This is a genomic window from Nostoc sp. UHCC 0870, from assembly GCF_022063185.1.
Classification (GTDB): domain Bacteria; phylum Cyanobacteriota; class Cyanobacteriia; order Cyanobacteriales; family Nostocaceae; genus Trichormus.
Map to the genome: position 1 here is coordinate 4,831,064 of NZ_CP091913.1, position 18,079 is coordinate 4,849,142.

Annotated in this window: 17 protein-coding genes and 1 pseudogene; 12 read left to right on the forward strand and 6 right to left on the reverse strand. The window is 41.2% G+C overall.

Annotated elements, in window-relative coordinates; translation table 11 throughout:
- Nucleotides 1–127 precede the first annotated feature (127 nt).
- From L6494_RS20350 to L6494_RS20380, 6 genes and pseudogenes are all read left to right on the forward strand, one after another.
- A pseudogene (locus L6494_RS20350) lies at nt 128–307 on the forward strand (ABC transporter); the annotation flags it as partial.
- Between the two features lie 94 nt (nt 308–401).
- The gene (locus tag L6494_RS20360) at nt 402–1,508 is read left to right on the forward strand and encodes an AraC family transcriptional regulator (protein WP_237989587.1); all 1,107 of its coding nucleotides are present in this window, start codon (nt 402–404) and stop codon (nt 1,506–1,508) included.
- Between the two features lie 109 nt (nt 1,509–1,617).
- Nucleotides 1,618–3,561, forward strand: coding sequence for a TonB-dependent receptor domain-containing protein (locus L6494_RS20365; RefSeq protein WP_237989588.1), 1,944 nt, complete (start codon nt 1,618–1,620; stop codon nt 3,559–3,561).
- Between the two features lie 364 nt (nt 3,562–3,925).
- Nucleotides 3,926–4,528 (forward strand): ABC transporter substrate-binding protein, encoded by a 603-nt coding sequence (locus L6494_RS20370; RefSeq protein ID WP_237989590.1) that lies wholly within the window; start codon nt 3,926–3,928, stop codon nt 4,526–4,528.
- A 132-nt stretch (nt 4,529–4,660) separates the two neighbouring features.
- The gene (locus L6494_RS20375; protein WP_237988450.1) at nt 4,661–5,887 is read left to right on the forward strand and encodes an ISL3 family transposase; all 1,227 of its coding nucleotides are present in this window, start codon (nt 4,661–4,663) and stop codon (nt 5,885–5,887) included.
- A gap of 39 nt (nt 5,888–5,926) precedes the next feature.
- Nucleotides 5,927–6,328, forward strand: coding sequence for a hypothetical protein (locus L6494_RS20380; RefSeq protein WP_237989591.1), 402 nt, complete (start codon nt 5,927–5,929; stop codon nt 6,326–6,328).
- A 188-nt stretch (nt 6,329–6,516) separates the two neighbouring features.
- Here the strand turns inward: L6494_RS20380 and L6494_RS20385 are convergent, their stop codons facing one another.
- The 3 genes from L6494_RS20385 to cysS all read right to left on the reverse strand — a co-directional run bounded on the left by L6494_RS20385 (nt 6,517) and on the right by cysS (nt 11,202).
- Complete coding sequence (locus L6494_RS20385) at nt 6,517–7,860, reverse strand: TldD/PmbA family protein (protein WP_237989592.1); 1,344 nt, start codon at nt 7,858–7,860, stop codon at nt 6,517–6,519.
- A gap of 348 nt (nt 7,861–8,208) precedes the next feature.
- Nucleotides 8,209–9,648, reverse strand: coding sequence for a TldD/PmbA family protein (locus L6494_RS20390; RefSeq protein ID WP_237989593.1), 1,440 nt, complete (start codon nt 9,646–9,648; stop codon nt 8,209–8,211).
- A 93-nt stretch (nt 9,649–9,741) separates the two neighbouring features.
- Nucleotides 9,742–11,202: a cysteine--tRNA ligase gene (gene cysS, locus L6494_RS20395; protein ID WP_237989594.1), complete on the reverse strand. Its 1,461-nt coding sequence runs from the start codon at nt 11,200–11,202 to the stop codon at nt 9,742–9,744.
- Nucleotides 11,203–11,454: 252 nt separating this feature from the next.
- Between cysS and L6494_RS20400 the strand changes: the two genes are divergently transcribed.
- From L6494_RS20400 to L6494_RS20415, 4 genes are all read left to right on the forward strand, one after another.
- The gene (locus L6494_RS20400; RefSeq protein WP_237989596.1) at nt 11,455–12,585 is read left to right on the forward strand and encodes a CobW family GTP-binding protein; all 1,131 of its coding nucleotides are present in this window, start codon (nt 11,455–11,457) and stop codon (nt 12,583–12,585) included.
- A 190-nt stretch (nt 12,586–12,775) separates the two neighbouring features.
- The gene (gene dtd, locus L6494_RS20405; RefSeq protein WP_237996173.1) at nt 12,776–13,225 is read left to right on the forward strand and encodes a D-aminoacyl-tRNA deacylase; all 450 of its coding nucleotides are present in this window, start codon (nt 12,776–12,778) and stop codon (nt 13,223–13,225) included.
- Nucleotides 13,226–13,403: 178 nt separating this feature from the next.
- The gene (gene psb28 / locus L6494_RS20410; RefSeq protein ID WP_237989598.1) at nt 13,404–13,739 is read left to right on the forward strand and encodes a photosystem II reaction center protein Psb28; all 336 of its coding nucleotides are present in this window, start codon (nt 13,404–13,406) and stop codon (nt 13,737–13,739) included.
- 177 nt (nt 13,740–13,916) lie between these two features.
- Nucleotides 13,917–14,420 carry a MogA/MoaB family molybdenum cofactor biosynthesis protein gene (locus L6494_RS20415; protein ID WP_237989599.1) on the forward strand — a complete coding sequence of 168 codons (504 nt, stop codon included), beginning with the start codon at nt 13,917–13,919 and terminating at the stop codon, nt 14,418–14,420.
- 27 nt (nt 14,421–14,447) lie between these two features.
- Here L6494_RS20415 and L6494_RS20420 read toward each other — a convergent pair whose 3' ends face one another.
- From L6494_RS20420 to L6494_RS20430, 3 genes are all read right to left on the reverse strand, one after another.
- The gene (locus L6494_RS20420; protein WP_237989600.1) at nt 14,448–14,879 is read right to left on the reverse strand and encodes a COG3650 family protein; all 432 of its coding nucleotides are present in this window, start codon (nt 14,877–14,879) and stop codon (nt 14,448–14,450) included.
- A 166-nt stretch (nt 14,880–15,045) separates the two neighbouring features.
- Entirely contained in the window at nt 15,046–16,149 is a 1,104-nt protein-coding gene (gene mraY, locus L6494_RS20425; RefSeq protein WP_237989605.1) for a phospho-N-acetylmuramoyl-pentapeptide-transferase, read from the reverse strand.
- Between the two features lie 75 nt (nt 16,150–16,224).
- Nucleotides 16,225–16,464, reverse strand: a complete 240-nt coding sequence (locus tag L6494_RS20430) for a DUF3134 domain-containing protein (protein ID WP_237989606.1) — start codon at nt 16,462–16,464, stop codon at nt 16,225–16,227.
- Between the two features lie 244 nt (nt 16,465–16,708).
- Here L6494_RS20430 and L6494_RS20435 point away from each other — a divergent pair, with 244 nt between their 5' ends.
- Together L6494_RS20435 and L6494_RS20440 are read left to right on the forward strand one after the other, a co-directional pair.
- On the forward strand, nt 16,709–17,293 hold the full coding sequence (locus tag L6494_RS20435; protein WP_237989607.1) for a PAP/fibrillin family protein: 585 nt from the start codon (nt 16,709–16,711) through the stop codon (nt 17,291–17,293).
- 347 nt (nt 17,294–17,640) lie between these two features.
- Entirely contained in the window at nt 17,641–17,853 is a 213-nt protein-coding gene (locus L6494_RS20440) for a photosystem I reaction center subunit IV (RefSeq protein ID WP_237989608.1), read from the forward strand.
- The last annotated feature ends 226 nt before the right edge of the window (nt 17,854–18,079 follow it).

Consider the following 18,079-nt stretch of genomic DNA (forward strand, 5'->3'; position numbering starts at 1 on the left):
CTAATTCTATTGAATTATACTGGATTTATTCATGCTATTCTAGCATAACTACTCTGGGAGAGCCATAAATATTGTTATTGAATTACCACTAAACCAATGCCTAAATACACCATATTCGTCTGCAAAAGTATTCCAAAAACGACTCGCTCCCCTGTATGCAAATGTACGGGATAAAGCCGGATTTATTAATAGTCGTTTAGCTAATAATATCTCTAGGATTGCCACAATTAAAAGCTTTACTGCGGAAACTTATGAACGAGGTCGCGTCCTTGATGAAAGTGAAGCCTATCGCCGGAGTAACCGAAAGTGCGATCGCACTTTCGGCTGAATTAGTAGCAATTGATGGAATTTATACCAGTTTGTGGCGCGTACAGTCTGGGATTCATTAAAACAATGTTCATTTGATCCAGAAAGCCCTCGCCTCAGTTGATCTGCATCATCTATGTAGTGGTAAATTTATTGATAATAACTTGCACTTAGCTTACTCCAGCATGACACTCATCCTCAACGAATCAGACTTTGATGAACTGCTCCAACAGGCTCCTCAACCCCAGGTGGAAAATCTCGTGCTGGATAGCTTTGAGAGGCTTGTGGGCGTGCCGGAAATCTTGGGAGGGGGCTACAATCGCAGTATGAGTCTATCGCCTGGGGTGTGGTTAAACTTCTCAGATTGTGAGTACCACCAGGATTTTACGGTGAAAACATCTGCCCACGATCATTTGATTCAGTTCACAATTTTTCTCTCTGGCTTTCTTTATTTTGACGATGTTCATCCTAATCTGGGTGGAACACGCAGCTACTTTTCAGGTGGCGGGATTTCGCCCTCTTATGTTTGCAAATATCGTGCGGGCGAACATTTAACTGCGGTGAATGTGGAGATTGAACCAGAATTACTAGAATCGTTTTTTTTGCAGGATGGGCAGTATAGCTCTGATGTCCAGAAATTGCTGTGTAAAGAGGAAGATTGGAAGTTCTCATTTTACCCTACAGTGACACCAGCAATGCGATCGCTTGCTGAACAAATGTGGAATGCACCTTATCATGGTGCAGCAAAGCGGATGTATCTGCAAGCGAAGGTGTTTGAAATAGTTGCGATGTACCTGGATTTAATTTCGGCAGAGCAACAGCCAATCCATGATACACCAGGGCTGAAACCTGAAACAGTCGCCCGTATTTACCACGCTAAAGAAATTTTGACCACACAACTTGAGCATCCGCCATCCCTGTCAGAACTAGCACAGCAGGTAGGAGTCAGCGTTCGCACTCTCCAGAGAGGTTTTTCTGCACTTTTCAACACAACTGTGGTGGGTTATTTGACACAGCAAAGGTTACAGAAGGCAGAAATTTTATTCCGCCAAGGCGATGTCTGCGGCGGGAAACGCAAAGTGGCAGAAGTGGCAGATATGGTGGGATACGTCCACCACAGTCGTTTTGCAGCAGCATTCAAGCGGCAGTTTGGCATCACGCCTAGCCAATGTTTGGCAGGGAAAAAGGCGTTTTTCGGCTAACAAATTGGCGTTTTTTGTATAGACACGCCACAGTCAACTTCTCTACACTACACCTTATTATTATCAAAAATTATTAGCAACAAAAGCTTTGATTGCTGTGTGAGGAACTATGAGGAGTTGGTGTTTATCTGTTCATCTATCATTTTTAATCAGTCTTTCGGGATGTTTGAGTATTGTTGCAGTGTCATCGGTATGGGCTGGTGAGAAACAGCAAGATGTAGACATACAAAATCAAACAAGTTCTCAAATTCGCCAATTGAGCGAAATAGAACTACCCACGACTAACGCCCAACTGCTAGTGCAGTCACCAACTCCCAGCAATCCCCCTGTTGTTCCGGGAAGTATTGTCACAATTACGGGTGTGAAAGCAAATCCCACGGATAAAGGGGTGGAGGTGATTTTAGAGACAACCCTTGGTGAACAACTGCAAGTGACAAATCGCAGTGCTGAAAATAACTTTATTGCAGATATTCCCAATGCTCAATTGCGTTTACCCAGTGGTGAGGCGTTTACATTCCGCTCGGAAAAACCAGTTGAGGGAATTACGGAAATTACAGTCACAAATATTGATGCAAATACTGTGCGAGTGGCGGTGGTAGGTGAGAATGCTTTACCCACAGTTGAGTTATTTGATGATGATGCAGGGCTGGTTTTGGCGGTAGCATCTACGGCAACGGCGACACAGCCACCAGAAACACCGCAAGCTGAAGAAAAGCCAGCGAGTGAGACACCAGCAGCACAGCAGGATGAACCGATTGAGTTGGTAGTGACAGGTGAACAAGATAGTTATCGCGTGCCGAATGCCTCTACTGCAACGCGGACTGATACATCTTTACGTGATATCCCCCAGTCAATACAAGTAGTGCCGCGACAGGTACTGGAAGAGCGTCAACCAAGAACTTTGACTGAGGCAGTAGAGACAGTCAGTGGAGTGGTTCCTGGTGGATCACTCCCTGGTTCTGTAGGACGTACAATCATCAGAGGATTTAGCCAGCAAGGGAATTTTCGTAATGGCTTTCGAGATGTTGATCGCTTTGGCATAACAGGTATTGGCACCATTGAGCAAGTAGAAGTGCTGAAAGGACCAGCCTCAGTTCTGTTTGGTGCTTTGGAGCCTGGTGGAATTGTCAACGTGATAACACGCCAGCCTTTGAGTGAGCCTTATTATAATTTTGCATTTGAGGCAGGAAACTATGGATTTTATCAGCCTAGCATCGACTTATCAGGACCACTGACAGCAGATAATACGCTGCTTTACCGTTTTATCGCCAGCTATCAGGGTGCAGATAGTTTTCAAGATTTTGTCAACTCGCAGCAGACGACGATCGCACCTTCAATCACGTTAAATTTAGGTGATCGAACAAGTTTAAACCTTTATTATGAGTACATTAGCACCTTGCAAGCTCCCAGTCCATCAGGTGCAATTGTACTCAGTGATGGCAGCTTAACGCCTCGAAACCTTTACATCGGCTATCCCGATATCTCTCGTTACGACGTAATCACTCAAAGATATGGATCGGCAAATCTGGCAGCTTATCAAATCACCAAGACCAATGTAACCACCTCTGATCCCGATAGGCCTAGATTTTCTATTCAAACTGGGGAACAACAGAGCCAAGGGATTGAATTAGATGTTACAGGTGAGATTTCACCCGGTTGGAACGTAATTGCGTCTTATGCTTACACCGATGCAAAAGTTACCGCAGATAATCGGTTTCCAATCGGTAGTAGATTGTATGGCGTACCAAACCATCAAGCCAGTCTGTGGACAAGCTATACAATTCAAGGGGGTGATTTGAAAGGATTAGGATTTGGTTTAGGGTTGTTTTATGTCGGTGAGAGACAAGGCAGTGGCAATTTGGCTGACCCATTCATATTAGATCCTTATTTACGTACTGATGCGGCCATTTATTACCGGAGAGATCGTTTGAAGGCAGCGATTAATATCCGTAATCTGTTTGATATAGACTATTCGAGCTTTGCTTTAGGTAACACTTATGTTGTAAGAGATGCACCTTTTACCATTACTGGCTCCATCAGTTGGGAATTTTAATTAACTTTTCTGTTAACTATCGCTTGAATCATGTGCCACAACATAGTGTAAATTTTTAAACAACCTCAAACTCAGTGATAAAAAACCCAATGCATCGATTGAAAAAACCATTTCTATTCATGGTTTTTCCTAACCTCAAAAAGTTTTTGCAGAACAACCGGGAATAAAACGAAAGAAATTTATCTAGTGAGGTTTATGAATGAGCAAGTGGATCAACAACTGGATCAGGTGGTGGCGATGGTCTACGACCGACCGTAGGTCATCGCTTAGACAATTCGTCAGTTGCGGCAATCAACTTTACCCTAACCCTGCCCTTGGTAAGGGTAGGAAACTGAAGCTAGATTCCCCCCTTTGCCAGAGGAGATTGAGGGGGATAAAACAAAGGCTATTACTAACAGTACTTGTAATCACTATCATCTCAGCCTGTAGCAGTACAAAGATCAAGCATAATGAAACGCTAACGATCGAATCATCTTTAACCCCTTGCCGAGTTGTGCAACACGCAATGGGTGAAGCTTGCATTCCTGATCACCCCAAACGGGTTATCACCATTTCATCTTACGCTGCTCTTTTAGGTGATACGCTTGCTTTAGGCATTAACCCCATTGGTAATACTGTTTATATAGATGAGGAATTGAGGAAAAGCTATTTAGTTGATAAGATAAATGGTATCAAGCTAATTGGCGACCCATTCAATCCCAACCTGGAAAAAATATTATTACTGAAACCTGACTTGATATTGGCTTGGGATAACGTTGAAAGAATTTACCCTATACTTTCTAAAATTGCCCCTACAGTTATTTTTTCATGGAAAGATCGAATAGCAGGGAATTGGAAGGAAAGTTTTAACTTCACTGCTGAGATATTTAGGAAAAAAGCAGTAGCACAGCAGGTTTTGAGTAACTATCATCATCGGGTTGAAGAACTAAAATGGCTCTCCCAGAGTAGTTATGCTAGAATAGCATGAATAAATCCAGTATAATTCAATAGAATTAGCAGTGATTAGTGGCGATAATCCAAGCTGGGAAGGAGTTATACAAGCAATTAAGACTATAAATAAGCAAGAAAGGTTGAGAATAAAATTAGCATTTTAATAAATATGCCTTCTAATCCCCTACTTCATTTTATTACTAAAGTTATTAATATTGAAGATATTAAGGTTGTGAATTACAATTTTATCACCGATGATGAAATCGTAATTGAAATCCAAAGTCAGTCAAAAGTTGCTCAGTGTCCTCGCTGTGGAAAGACAACTGATAAAACTCATCAAAATCATTGGTATATGGTCAGAGATATACCCATGAGTGGCTATCAAGTAATTTTAAAAGTAAATCGTCGTCAATTGAAATGTACAGAATGTCAGAAAGTATTCAGCGAAAAACTGTCTTTTGTAAAAAGTAGAAGAACTTACACAACAAGACTAGGGATGAAAGTAATCAAGGAAGTATTAGAGACGGATGTGGAGAGTGCAGCTAGAAGAAATAGAATGACACCATCTGAGATAGAAACAATATTAAAAGAGTTAGAAGCAGATTTGCTAAAAGAAAAACCTCGTCAGATAAAAAAGCTAGGAATAGATGAAATCACACAATTAAAAGGGGGAAAGAATTATGCAGCAGTATTAGTAGATTTAGAGACAAGAAGACCCATAGCTTTGTTAGAAAAAAGAAATAAAGCAGTTATAGCAGAATACTTATCCAGTCTAGGTTCAGAGGTACTGAATCAAATAGAAGAAGTCAGCATAGACTTATGGATACCCTATAAAAGTTTAATCCAAGAAATGCTACCGAATGCTCAAGTGGTGGCAGATAGATTCCATGTCATGAAACAAATAAACCAGGAGTTAGACGCAAGAAGAAAACAGGAAAAAAGAGCAGCAGAGAAAATTAAAAATCGCCAAGAAAGAGAAAAGAAATTAGCTGGCTTAACTCACAGTAAATACCCTTTGCTAAAGAAAAAAGAAAGCCTGAGTGATGAAGAAAAGGCGAAGATAGCTTCACTCCAAAAAGTTGCTCCAGAGTTAGGAGAAATGTATCGGAATAAAGAAGCAATTAGAGATATATTTGAAAGTCCGATAACCAGTGATGAAGCCTTAGATAAATTCCTGGAATGGACTCAAGCAGCTTATAAATTATTCCCCAAAAGTTGTCGAACCATCTGTAGATGGATAGATGAAATTCTTGCTTATTTTGATCACCGAACTACTCAAGGTATCGTAGAAGGAATTAATCAGAAGATTAAGCTCATTAAACGCAGAGCTTATGGCTTAACTAACTTTAATAGTTTTAGAAGAAGGGTTTTACTAAATTGGTATTTCTGTTGTTAATTTAACATATCTAGTCTGGGAGAGCCACTAAAATTAGCGTTGGACAATCGTTACAAAGATAAAACGTTTTCTGTCGTCAGTATTTTTGGAAACAATGTTTACTTTTTCTTAAAAAACTCATTTTCCAGCTCTATTCTCGAAGAGCTTGGATTAAAGCGTCCACCCAAACAAGATGTTGTTAGGTATAACGAAGTAGTCCAGCTAATATCCGAGGAACGTCCAGAACTTTTGGATGGTGACGTTTTATTTCTTTTAGGATCTGAAAAAGCTCACGTAGATGCTCTTAAAAGACTTCAACAAAAACCTCTCTTGAAAAATCTTAAAAGTGTTCAGCACGGTTCGGTTTATCCTGTCGATCACTTTAAGTGGGTTGGGGGAAATCCACTTGCTGCTAATGCTGTGATTGATGACCTCTACAAATATCTCGTCAACACACCTTGAACTTATTTCCCAACACCCGATCGCCCGTCCCTATGTCTATTCTTACTTCAAACAGTACACAGTCATTCTGGGAGCAAATCTCGACTGCGATCGCTTCTATTTAATGAAGTTAGATAAAGTGACACTTTCCACTTTCCTGGCTACAGTCACGGAGTAGCTAGGGATGCGGAAATTATGCAAACTTGAAGTTACAAGGTATAAGTAAAATCATCTACTAACATACCTGGAACTAAGCTACCGCCGAGTTGACGACTTTCGTATGTGCCAACTTCTGGAATAAACTCTTGAAAATTGGTGAAGTCTACTAAATTTTCTCCCCAAAAACGATAGAGACTTTCATCGAAGCGGAGGTTTTCTATGGGTGCGACAATTTCACCGTTTTCTACCCAAAAACAGGCGTAACGGGTCATACCTGTAATTCTACCTTTAGGGCGATCGCTCCAGTTCAAGTAATGCAAATTCGATACATATAACCCCGTATCTAAACTTGGCAAAATTTGCTCATAAACTAAATTACCTGGACTGATTTCTGGCGCACGTAAAGTTTCGGAACTATTAGCACCATTGGCAATTTTTTTATATTCCTTCGCAGTGCGGGAATTAATTAAGGTATTGACTAATTTACCGTTGTCTATGATTGGTAATTCTGGTGCTGCGGTTTCTCCCAATTCATTAAAGCGAGGTACTAGTCCCCGTTGAAAATTTTCTTTCAAACTAAATGCAGGCGACAACTGTTTTTCTTGGCGTGATAAAACTGCTAAAGCACTGTTACCTTGTTGGATATCTGCTTCACTCACAGCACCCCAAGAAAGCATACCCAATAAATCAGCAACGGCGGCAGGTGCAAAATAAGTTTTGTATTGTCCTCTTGGCAATTCCTTTGGTGCGCTAGATAATAGTTTCAGTAGTTTTTTCCCTTCGCTGATTTTGGCTGTATATGCTGCTGTATCCCAATTACTACCAGCAAATATACCTTTAACAGCTTGTCCAGATGCGATAAATAAAGAATAATCTAAAGTAAAAGAATCAGTTGCAAACCAATGTTTCTGACCACAGGAATCACCATAAGCTCTAATTGCTATTCCCCCAGCATATATACCAGTAAAATCTAATTCATTAACCTGTTCTAAGATATTTGGCACTAATACATCTGCTGTCAGCAAGCTACCTGTATTTACTTCTCGACTAGTATTATTTCCTGATGGTAAAACAAGGTATGTATCAGATGGTAATACAGGCAATTCATCCCGTAATTCTTGCAAAGCTTTATATGCTGCTTGCCAGTCTGTTTCCGAATTACCTGTAAAAGGAAATTGGCGGAAGCTGCTGCGCTGATTTGCCATCAGAGTTAATTCTACCCAACCATCAGCCACATAACCAGTTTGACGTATTTTGGCATGATTCAACCGAGTAAATTGACTGCGTTCACAGTTTAATTTGATAGTAAATTCTTCATTTTCTGCCTTTTTGGCGATTAGAGTTTCTAATATTTGATTAAAACTAACTTCTAAGGTAGATATTTCTGCTTTCATAATAGGTAAGTAAAATGCACTTAAAAATGGCAGTGGATCGCAATAAAAATATAATTAGTAATGTTGGGTTTCCTTGTGTCAACCCAACCTACATGATTACTAACTACTAGTGCGTCAAGTTTAAATTGATGGATAACCAAGTTTGTAGTAAGGACTTTAGTCCTTAGAAAAATGAGGACTTTAGTCCTTACTCCGAACCGTCAAAACTAACTTGATAGACTACTATAGCGGTTATCTCTGTAGTGAGGTACAAGAACCCCACCCCCAACCCCCTCCCCGCAAGCAAGGAGGGGGCTATGATATATCTCATGTGATTAGGAAACGCTATACTTTTGACTTTTTGACTTTTTATTTTCCTCCGCCGAAAACTTCGACATTAGCAAATACACAAACTGGTGAACCATGTCCTACCCAGATGGCTTGGTTGGGTTCGCCTTTACCACAAAAGGGTGTACCATACATTTCCCAGTTGGAGTCATCCCCCACTTGGATTAAGCTGTGCCAAAATTCTGGGGTGGTGGCGCGGTAGTTGGGATTACGTAGGGTTTTAGTGAGTTTACCATTTTCAATTAATTTGGCATACTCACAGCCAAACTGAAATTTATAACGGCGATCGTCAATTGACCAAGAACGGTTAGATTCCATGTAAACGCCGTGTTCAATCCCACTAATCATTTCGTCAAAGCTGGCGTTTCCTGGTTCTAAATTTAAGTTAGCCATGCGGTCAATTGGGGCGCGATTCCAAGAGGATGCACGAGCGCAGGCGACCCCAGGAACTCCGGTTCTGGCTTGACTTTCTAAACTACCTAAACCCCGTTGCAATACGCCTTCTTTGATGACATATTCTCTTGTGGCAACTGCTCCTGTATCATCAAAGCCATAGCTAGCATATTCACCATCAACGGTGGGGTCGAAGGTAATATTCATCAAGGGTGAACCGTAAACTAGCTGACCAAAATCGCTGGTGTTGACAAAGCTACCGCCGGCGTAGTTGCGTTCATCTCCTAAGATGCGGTCAATTTCTAAGGGATGTCCGACACTTTCATGAATTTGCAGCATCATTTGGTCGGGGGCTAAAACTAAATTGGTGCGGGTGGTTGGGCATTCCTCGGCGGTTAACAGTTCTATCGCCTGTTCGCCAATTTGCTGCACCTCTCGCCATAAATTTTCTCTGTGTAACAGTTCCATCCCACCTTGATAACAATGTGCTTGCCAGCCGTTATTAGTGCGTTGTTGAACTATTGCCCCATCTTGCGCGATCGCTCCATAATGGTTTCCTAAAGATAAAAACTTTTGATATACCTCAGAACCATTGCTGCTGACAAACCAACTCTCTTTCTGGTTCGTGCTGACGCTAGCTGTGGTTTGCACAATTTTCTCGTCAACTTTGAGGGTGTGACAAATCCGCACCAATAAATCATTAATTTCTCCTGGACATAGGGCATCCAATGGTTCTAAAAAAGGTGAGTTATATTCACCCACCACTTTAGGACGTTCAGTTTCGCGGAAGGGATAAATCCACCACTCACTAGCTGCAAGTGCTTGTTTATATGCCATTTCCGCCGCTACTTGCAGCGATGAAAGTTCTAAGGAATTAGTCGCTGCGTAACCCAAACAGCCGTTCACCAAGACTTCGAGCATTGCTCCCTGGGTTGTGGATTTGCCATTGGATTGGGGCAAACCATCACGAACATAATGGTTAGCAGCCGTTTCCTTCACAACTCGAATACCGATCCAATCAGCCGGTATTTTAAAACTAGCGATCGCTTTTGTTAATTCTGACCACATAAAAATTTTAGGAAATAGGGATTGGGTATTGGGGATTGGGTGCTGGGTATTAGGGATTGGGTAAATTTTCTCTTTCCCAGTCCCCAGTCACCTTTAGCCTCTATGCCAACGTGTACCTTGAGGACTATCAATTAAAGTTATACCTTGAGCTTGTAGTTCGTTGCGGATGCGATCGCTTTCGGCAAAATTTTTGGATTTTCTCGCGTCCTGTCTTTGCTGAATTAGAGCCTCAATTTCTGCATCACTTAAACCGTCTTTTGTCAGGGTTTCATCATCTAGTGTTGCTTCTAAACCCAAGATTTTAGCCAAGGTAACTAAGGTATACCACTGGCGGTGGAGTTCATCGGCTGGGGTTTTAGTTGTTCCTTCATGCACCAAAATATTTCCTTCGCGGCGCAAGTCTTTAGCTAATTCAAATACAACCGCCAAACCACCAGAGAAGTTAAAATCATCATCGCCTAATTCTTGAAAGCGGGCGACTAGTTCGGGAATCATTGATGATTCTTCACTCCATCCCAGTTTTTCACCGTATTGATAGCCAAAAAGTAACCCTTCTTTCAGGGTTTTCCAGCTATTTTCCGCAGTGGCGATCGCATCTTCGGTAAAATCTAAAGGCTTGCGATAATGTGCCTGTAAGACAAACAATCTCACCGCCATCGGGTTGACTGGCTGATCTTTCCAATTTCCTACCCCATCTAGTAATTCCCGAATGGTGATGAAATTACCCAATGATTTAGACATTTTTTGACCATCAACCATTACCATACCGTTATGTGTCCAATAACGCGCCAATGGTTGATTCATGGCTGCTTCTGACTGAGCAATTTCATTTTCATGGTGCGGAAAAATCAAATCTCCACCACCACCATGAATATCAATGGTCTTTCCTAATTTAGAGCGAATCATCGCCGAGCATTCAATATGCCATCCCGGACGACCTTCACCCCAAGGAGAACTCCATGCTGGTTCGCCTGGTTTTGCGCCCTTCCACAAAGCAAAATCAAAGGGGTGTTGCTTTTTAACTTCTGATTCATCTGCATCTAACCGACCGCTAGCACCAGCTTGCATTTGCTCCAGTTCTCTGCCTGAGAGTTTGCCATAATTAGGAAAGCGTTCTACACGGTAATAAACATCTCCACCCACAGCGTAGGCTAGACCTTTTTGTTCTAAAATCTGAATCAGTTCATGAATTTCGGGAATATGCTCAGTAACGCGGGGATACTCATCCGCATCCATGACATTTAAGCGGCGGATATCTTCAAAATAAGCATCAATAAAGCGGTTAGAGACCGCTTCCATCGTTGAACCTTGTTCTTTAGCGCGGTTGAGAATCTTATCGTCGATATCAGTAAAATTTTGGATGTAGGTAACTTCAAAACCACGCCAGATCAAATAACGGCGAATCGTATCCCAAACGATGTAAGAACGTGCATGACCCAAATGGCAATAGTCATAAACTGTCACACCGCAGCAATACATCTTAACCTTTCCTGGTTCTACAGTTTCAAAAGGTTCTTGCCGACGAGTGAGGGTATTGTAAATGGTTAGGGTCATAACACAGTAAATTTGAAATAGAAATATACGCAATAATAAAGTAAAGCAGCAGGAATAATTATCCAGCATCCCTATGCTAGTACATCACGGCTGAAATACGACTACCATTTAAAACAGTACAAAAGACCAAAATTCAACTCTTTTGACTTACCCTGTGGGTAGTCGCTTTCGAGTCTATAAATTTTGAGTTGCTCTTAGCGGTGCGGAAATTTTAACTTCTCTCAAATTTTCTAATTTTTTGATTACAGTCTTATGCAATCAGCAGTTACTTCCAATTCTCAACCAATGGATGCTCCCAAACAAGGAATGCCAGTCACAATTATTACTGGATTCCTCGGTAGTGGCAAAACAACCTTACTCAACCATATCCTCAGCAACCAACAGGGTTTGAAAACTGCTGTTTTGGTGAATGAATTTGGAGAAATCGGCATCGACAACGAGTTAATCGTTTCCACTGATGAGAATATGGTGGAATTAAGTAATGGTTGTATCTGCTGCACTATTAATAACGATTTAGTTGATGCTGTATATAAAGTTTTAGAACGGGACGAAAAGCTAGATTACCTAGTTGTAGAAACAACAGGACTAGCAGACCCCCTACCAGTAGCCCTGACATTTTTGGGTACAGAACTGAGAGATTTAACGCGGTTGGACTCGATTATTACTGTAGTAGATGCAGCAAATTACAGCTTAGATTTATTCAACTCCCAAGCAGCTTACAGTCAAATTGCCTACGGTGATGTGATTGTCTTGAATAAGGCAGATTTGGTTGATGAAGCTAAATTAAATGAGTTGGAAACAAAAATTAATGAAGTTAAGGAAGGAGCAAGAATTTTAAGGACGACGCGATCGCAAGTTGCGTTACCTTTAATTCTGAGTGTCGGACTGTTTGAATCTGATAAATATTTTGACAGTGTTGATGAGCATGATCACGAACATCACGATCATGATCATGATGATTCAACCTGTGGTCACGACCATCACGACCATGACCATGATCATGCAAACTGCGGTCACGACCATCACGACCATGAACACCACCATCATCACTCTGACCACTTAGAAAATGATGGCTTTTCATCTATATCTTTCCAAAGTGACCAGCCTTTCTCAATTCGGAAGTTTCAATATTTTCTAGATAATCAACTACCCACGTCTATCTTCCGCGCTAAGGGAATAATGTGGTTTGATGAAAGTCCCAATCGGCATATTTTCCACCTGTGCGGTAAACGGTTCACCCTAGATGATGACGAATGGAAAGGTGAACCCAAAAATCAAATAGTGCTGATTGGGCAAAATTTAGATCGGGAAACCTTACTGACCCAATTAGAAAATTGTCTGTCTATTCCTTCCACCAGCCGAGGTCAAGGCTTTGGGAAATAGTCATTAGTCATTAGACCTCTTGCAAAATTCCAAAAATTAGATGTGTCATTCTGAATGAAATGTAGAATCTTTGAGATGTTTCGCTTCGCTCAACATGACAGCTTAAGAATTTATGCAAGAGGTTTATTAGTCATTAATCAATGGGCGATTAAAATGGCTATTGACTAATTTGTAGGGAAAAATGGCTATTATGCGCGTAATCGTCCAGCGAGTAAAATCATCTCAAGTTACCGTTAACGGTGAAGTGATTGGCAAAATTGACCGAGGATTAAATTTACTCGTAGGGATTGCTGATACAGACACAGATGCAGAAATAGACTGGATGGCGCGGAAATGTTTAGAATTACGCCTGTTTCCTGATGAAGAAGGCGGCGACAGGTGGCAAAAATCTGTGCAAGAAATTGGCGGTGAGTTGTTGGTAGTGAGCCAATTTACACTCTACGGTGACTGTCGCAAAGGTCGCCGTCCCTCCTTCGACCGTTCGGCGAATCCTTCCCAAGCTGAAGAATTATATAAAAGCTTTGTTGCTAAGTTACAAACTAGCGGTTTACGAGTAGAAACAGGTAAATTCGGCGCAATGATGCAAGTCAGCATCGAAAACGATGGGCCAGTCACGTTGATCCTAGAAAAAGAGTGCTGAGGTCAGAGTCAATAGTCATTAGTTCTTCTCTTCCTTGTCCCCAGTCCCCAATCCCCAGTCACAAGTCACAAGTCCCCAGTCCCCAATCCCCAATCCCCAATCCTCAATCCCCAGTCCCTAATACCCACCAAATGATGAGAGAATATTAAACTAATGATTACAAAAATTTAAATTTATCATGGCGAAAATTCAATTTTCCAGGGGAGTTGAAGAAGACGGAATTCCAGAGGTACGTTTGACGCGATCGCGCACTGGTGACAGTGGTACAGCAACCTTTATTTTTACGAATCCTAAGATTCTAGCCCAAGGTAGCACCGATGAGATTACTGGGATGTACATGATTGATGAAGAAGGAGAACTAATCACCCGCGAGGTTAAGGGTAAATTCATCAACGGTAAGCCGGAAGCGTTAGAAGCTATTTACTTGATGAAATCTAGCGAAGAATGGGATCGCTTTATGCGTTTTATGGAGCGATACGCTGAAGACACGGGTTTAGGATTCAGTAAATCATAAGACCTCACGGTATGCGGGAAACGAGCGCGTCTTTAGACCTGAGAGTGTCAAAGGTAGTCATTAGTCATTAGTCATTAGTCAATGGCTAATAACTTCACACAGTCCAAAATAGAAGTCTTTTGACTTTTGACTTTTGACTTTTGCCTAGTGGTACTAGTAACTTTTATTGTAGTGATCATGACATCACAACCTCATCCAGATGTACCGGGAATAACAGTAACTTGTGCGGTTGTTACCGTCAGTGATACGCGTACACTAGAGACAGATAAAAGCGGTCAAATTATCCAGCAGTTGCTAACTGGTGCTAACTATGCAGTGGGAGCATATGCAATCATCAAAGATGAACCAGAACAAATCCAACACCAGATTGAATCACTAAGTAAAAAAGCCAATTTGGATGCAGTGATTTTTCATGGTGGTACAGGGATTGCACCTAGAGATACTACCTATGATGCTATTGAAAAATTACTGGAAAAAACCCTACCGGGATTTGGGGAGTTGTTTAGATTTCTAAGTTATCAAGAAATTGGTTCGCGTGCGATCGCCTCTCGTGCGGTTGCTGGTGTTTATCAAAACAAACTCATCTTCTCTTTACCTGGTTCTAGCAATGCTGTGCGATTGGCTATGGAAAAGCTAATATTACCAGAACTCACTCATTTAGTTAGCCAAATACGGAAATAGGGGAATGGGGAATGGGGTATATGAACGCTATTTATTTGGTTTGGCACAACCTTCTAAGACCGTATTACCCCTAATAAATATAGCTGAATAGGGATATTTGATATCAGACATACCATCACTACAGGATGTTACTTTTTTAATCACCAAGGTATTAGTTGTATTATTTTTATCTCTTAATCGATAAACTCTTACTAAGTCTGCTGGGCGACCAGATGCTTGTAATGGCGAAACATAAGGGAAACTTTGGCGGGATTCCGGTGTGGAGTAAATAATTCCTTTTTTGCTAATTGTCACACTCCAAAAAGGTTCTGTTCCACTCACAATAAACTCTTCTGTAGTTCTATTTCTATTGTTAGATTGAGCTATGATCGAATAATTGTTGTTGGCATTGCTGGGGGTACTTGCGAGTAAGTTGATGCTAATTCCCATTAATAATATTGGCGTAATTACTCTTTTCATATTTTCATTCCATAACACTATAAATAGATACCATCTATGCACAGTTAATTTCTGAATAATTTAGTCATTAGTTATTTTCGTCTGCCTTCTGCCTCTTTTCCTCAATAGAATAACCCCACCTTCATCCAGAAAGCGGGGCTAAAGTTTTATAGTTCTTTAAAAAGATTTAAAAAGGAGCGATCGCTAAACAAATTGTCGCTAAGATAGCAGCGATGATATAAAATACACCAACTACTTGCAATTCCGACCAACCAGATAATTCTAAATGGTGATGTAGAGGGGCCATTTTAAACAGACGCTTACCTTTGCCATCGGGGCCTTTGGTGGCTTTGTAATAAGTTACCTGTGCCATCACAGACAAGGTTTCGACAAAGAAGATACCACTGAGAATAAACAAAGCTACCAAGCTGTTAGTTAACAACGCTACGGCTGCTAAAGCACCACCCAAAGCTAGAGAACCAGTATCTCCCATGAACACACGGGCTGGGTTGCGGTTGTGGGCTAAGAAACCTAAACAGCCACCGCTTAAGGCTGCACAGAAAACCATTAATCCCAGAGAAGTAGGAGCAACTATAGCACCTAATGCTAGCAAGGCGATCGCTACTGTTCCAGCCGCCAAGCCATCAATACCGTCAGTTAAATTAGTTGCATTACTTTCTGCCACGAGGACAAAACCAGCCAACGGCCAGAATAAGAATCCTAAAGGTAAGGCAAAGCCCACCCAAGGTAATGCAATACTCGTAATATTAGCGGGTTGATTGAACATCAGCCACACACAAAAAGCTAGGGCAAAACCGATTTGCAAGAGTAATTTCATCCGGGGAGAGATGCCTTTATTAGACTTCCGGCGGAGAATTTGCCAATCGTCAATCCAGCCAACTAAACCATAACTGAGAGTTAATGCGGAGACAGCAAGCACTTCTGGAGCAAAACTAGACCAAACACAAGCTACAATCACCGCCACAGGGATAAAAAAGATACCACCCATAGTTGGTGTACCCGCCTTCTTTAAATGGGCTTGCGGGCCATCTTCGCGGATAATTTGCCCAGTTTTGAGGGCTTGCAGTAGAGGCACTACAAAGTAACCTACAACAGCTGAAAAAATGGTAGCCATTACCAGTGGCAGAGTCAATGACATACCCTGCCAAGGGGTTCTGTTTGCCAACCAATCTAAAATCACAGCTGCTATACCCAGTCCAGTCGCTAAACCAGAAGCTAGACCGATGCCAGAAAAATTCAATCCTTGGTTTGGAGATAATTTAGCGTCCACAAAACCTTCCCTTCACTCCACACTTAAATAAAACTGCTTAACTGTATACGTTTTCGGAAATCCGAGCCTAAAAGGCTAATCTTCGTCTAGACTGATATCGTCGTCGTCATCATCATCAAGGTAGTCAATGCCATCATCTCCACCGAGAAATTCTGATATTTCCTCTTCTTCATCTCGAAGACTAGATTCTTGAACTTCACGCGGTATGATCCGTCCGTTAGCTTGTAGCCAATCTAATAAAGAAGACTCTTGCTTTAGGGGGATGACAGCAGCACGCTGATTTCGAGGTTCTTCACGTAGGGGAGAATTCAACATATCGACTTAATAGGCAAAAAAGCTTATGTAACTAGACATTAAGAAGTCTATCACTTGATACGCGATAATTTAGTTATTTCTTCAACTCTGGGATGAATAAATCCGCAAGCTAACCAAAATATTTTATTTAATAGAGATAAAGCAATTAAGCTCTGATTCTGAGTATTTTTTTCGGCTTCATACATAGGACATTAATATCAATTTAATGTGGCTTTAATCCTGATAAATTTTGAGGCAATGGGTGATGATCAAAAAAGCGGCTCTATTAGATGCGATCGCGGGTACAAATCGCGGTTTACTAGCTAGTCAACCACAAAAGCAGTTTATCTTAGCAGCGATCGCTACTTTAGAAGACCTGAATCCGACACCGCGTCCATTAGAGGCTACCAATTTACTAGAGGGCAATTGGCGTTTACTTTACACCACTAGCAAAGCTCTCTTGAACATAGATCGCGTACCTGTCTATAAACTTGGTCAAATTTATCAGTGTATTCGGGTAGAAAATACCAGCGTTTACAACATCGCTGAAATTTATGGCTTACCTTACTTAGAAGGATTAGTCACTGTAGCAGCAAAATTTGAGCCAATTTCAGAGCAGCGCATCCAAGTAAAATTTGAGCGTTCTATCATTGGTTTACAACGATTAATAGGATACACTTCTCCAGAGAATTTTATCCAACAAATTGTGGCTGGTAAAAAATTTACGGCGTTGGATGTACCTGTCAAGAGCGATACACAATCAGGCTGGTTGGATATCACTTACTTAGACGAAAACTTGCGGATTGGCAGGGGTAATGAGGGTAGCGTGTTTGTTTTAAGTAAAACATAAGATTTTCCTTAAATATGGGTTTGCGAACGAAGGTACGTCATTGTTGGTACTTTGTCAAGCAGGGTTTCACACCATACTAGGTTTGTAATTTGGGACATAAAAGCAACTAAAGGTAGAGATTGGTGACAGGTGAGAGGTGAGAGGTGACAGGTGACAGGGGACAGGGGACAGGTGACAGGTGACAGGGGAAGCAGGGGAAGCAGGGGAAGCAGGGGAAGGAGAGGGGCAGAAGTTATTCAATATCAGATAAATAACTTAACAAATCCTCTAGTAACGACCTTCAAGTTGTAGAGTGAAATCAATTAGCCCTAAATAATGGCGATTGATAACTAAAAGGGAAAATAATCATGGTACAACGTGGTTCTAAAGTACGTGTTCTTCGCCCAGAATCCTACTGGTTTCAAGATGTCGGCACTGTAGCTTCCGTAGACCAAAGTGGCATCAAATACCCTGTAATTGTCCGCTTTGAGAAGGTAAATTACTCTGGCATCAACACCAACAACTTCGCTCCAGATGAACTTCTAGAGGTCGAAGCACCTAAGGCTAAAGTTAAAAAATAACTAGCCCAGCCGGAAGGGATTGATTTAATGGGATGATGAAGCGAAGGGTAAAATATAGATACTGAGGAATAAAAATTATAATTTTTTCATTCTTCAACCTCAGACTACTCTACTAAATCAGCACCGACCTGCGGGTATTTGCGGATTATTTTTCGTAGTTGGGTTAGCAAATGTATCTATATTAGTAATTCAATTTTTGATCCCTATAAATAAATCCCATCGCTTG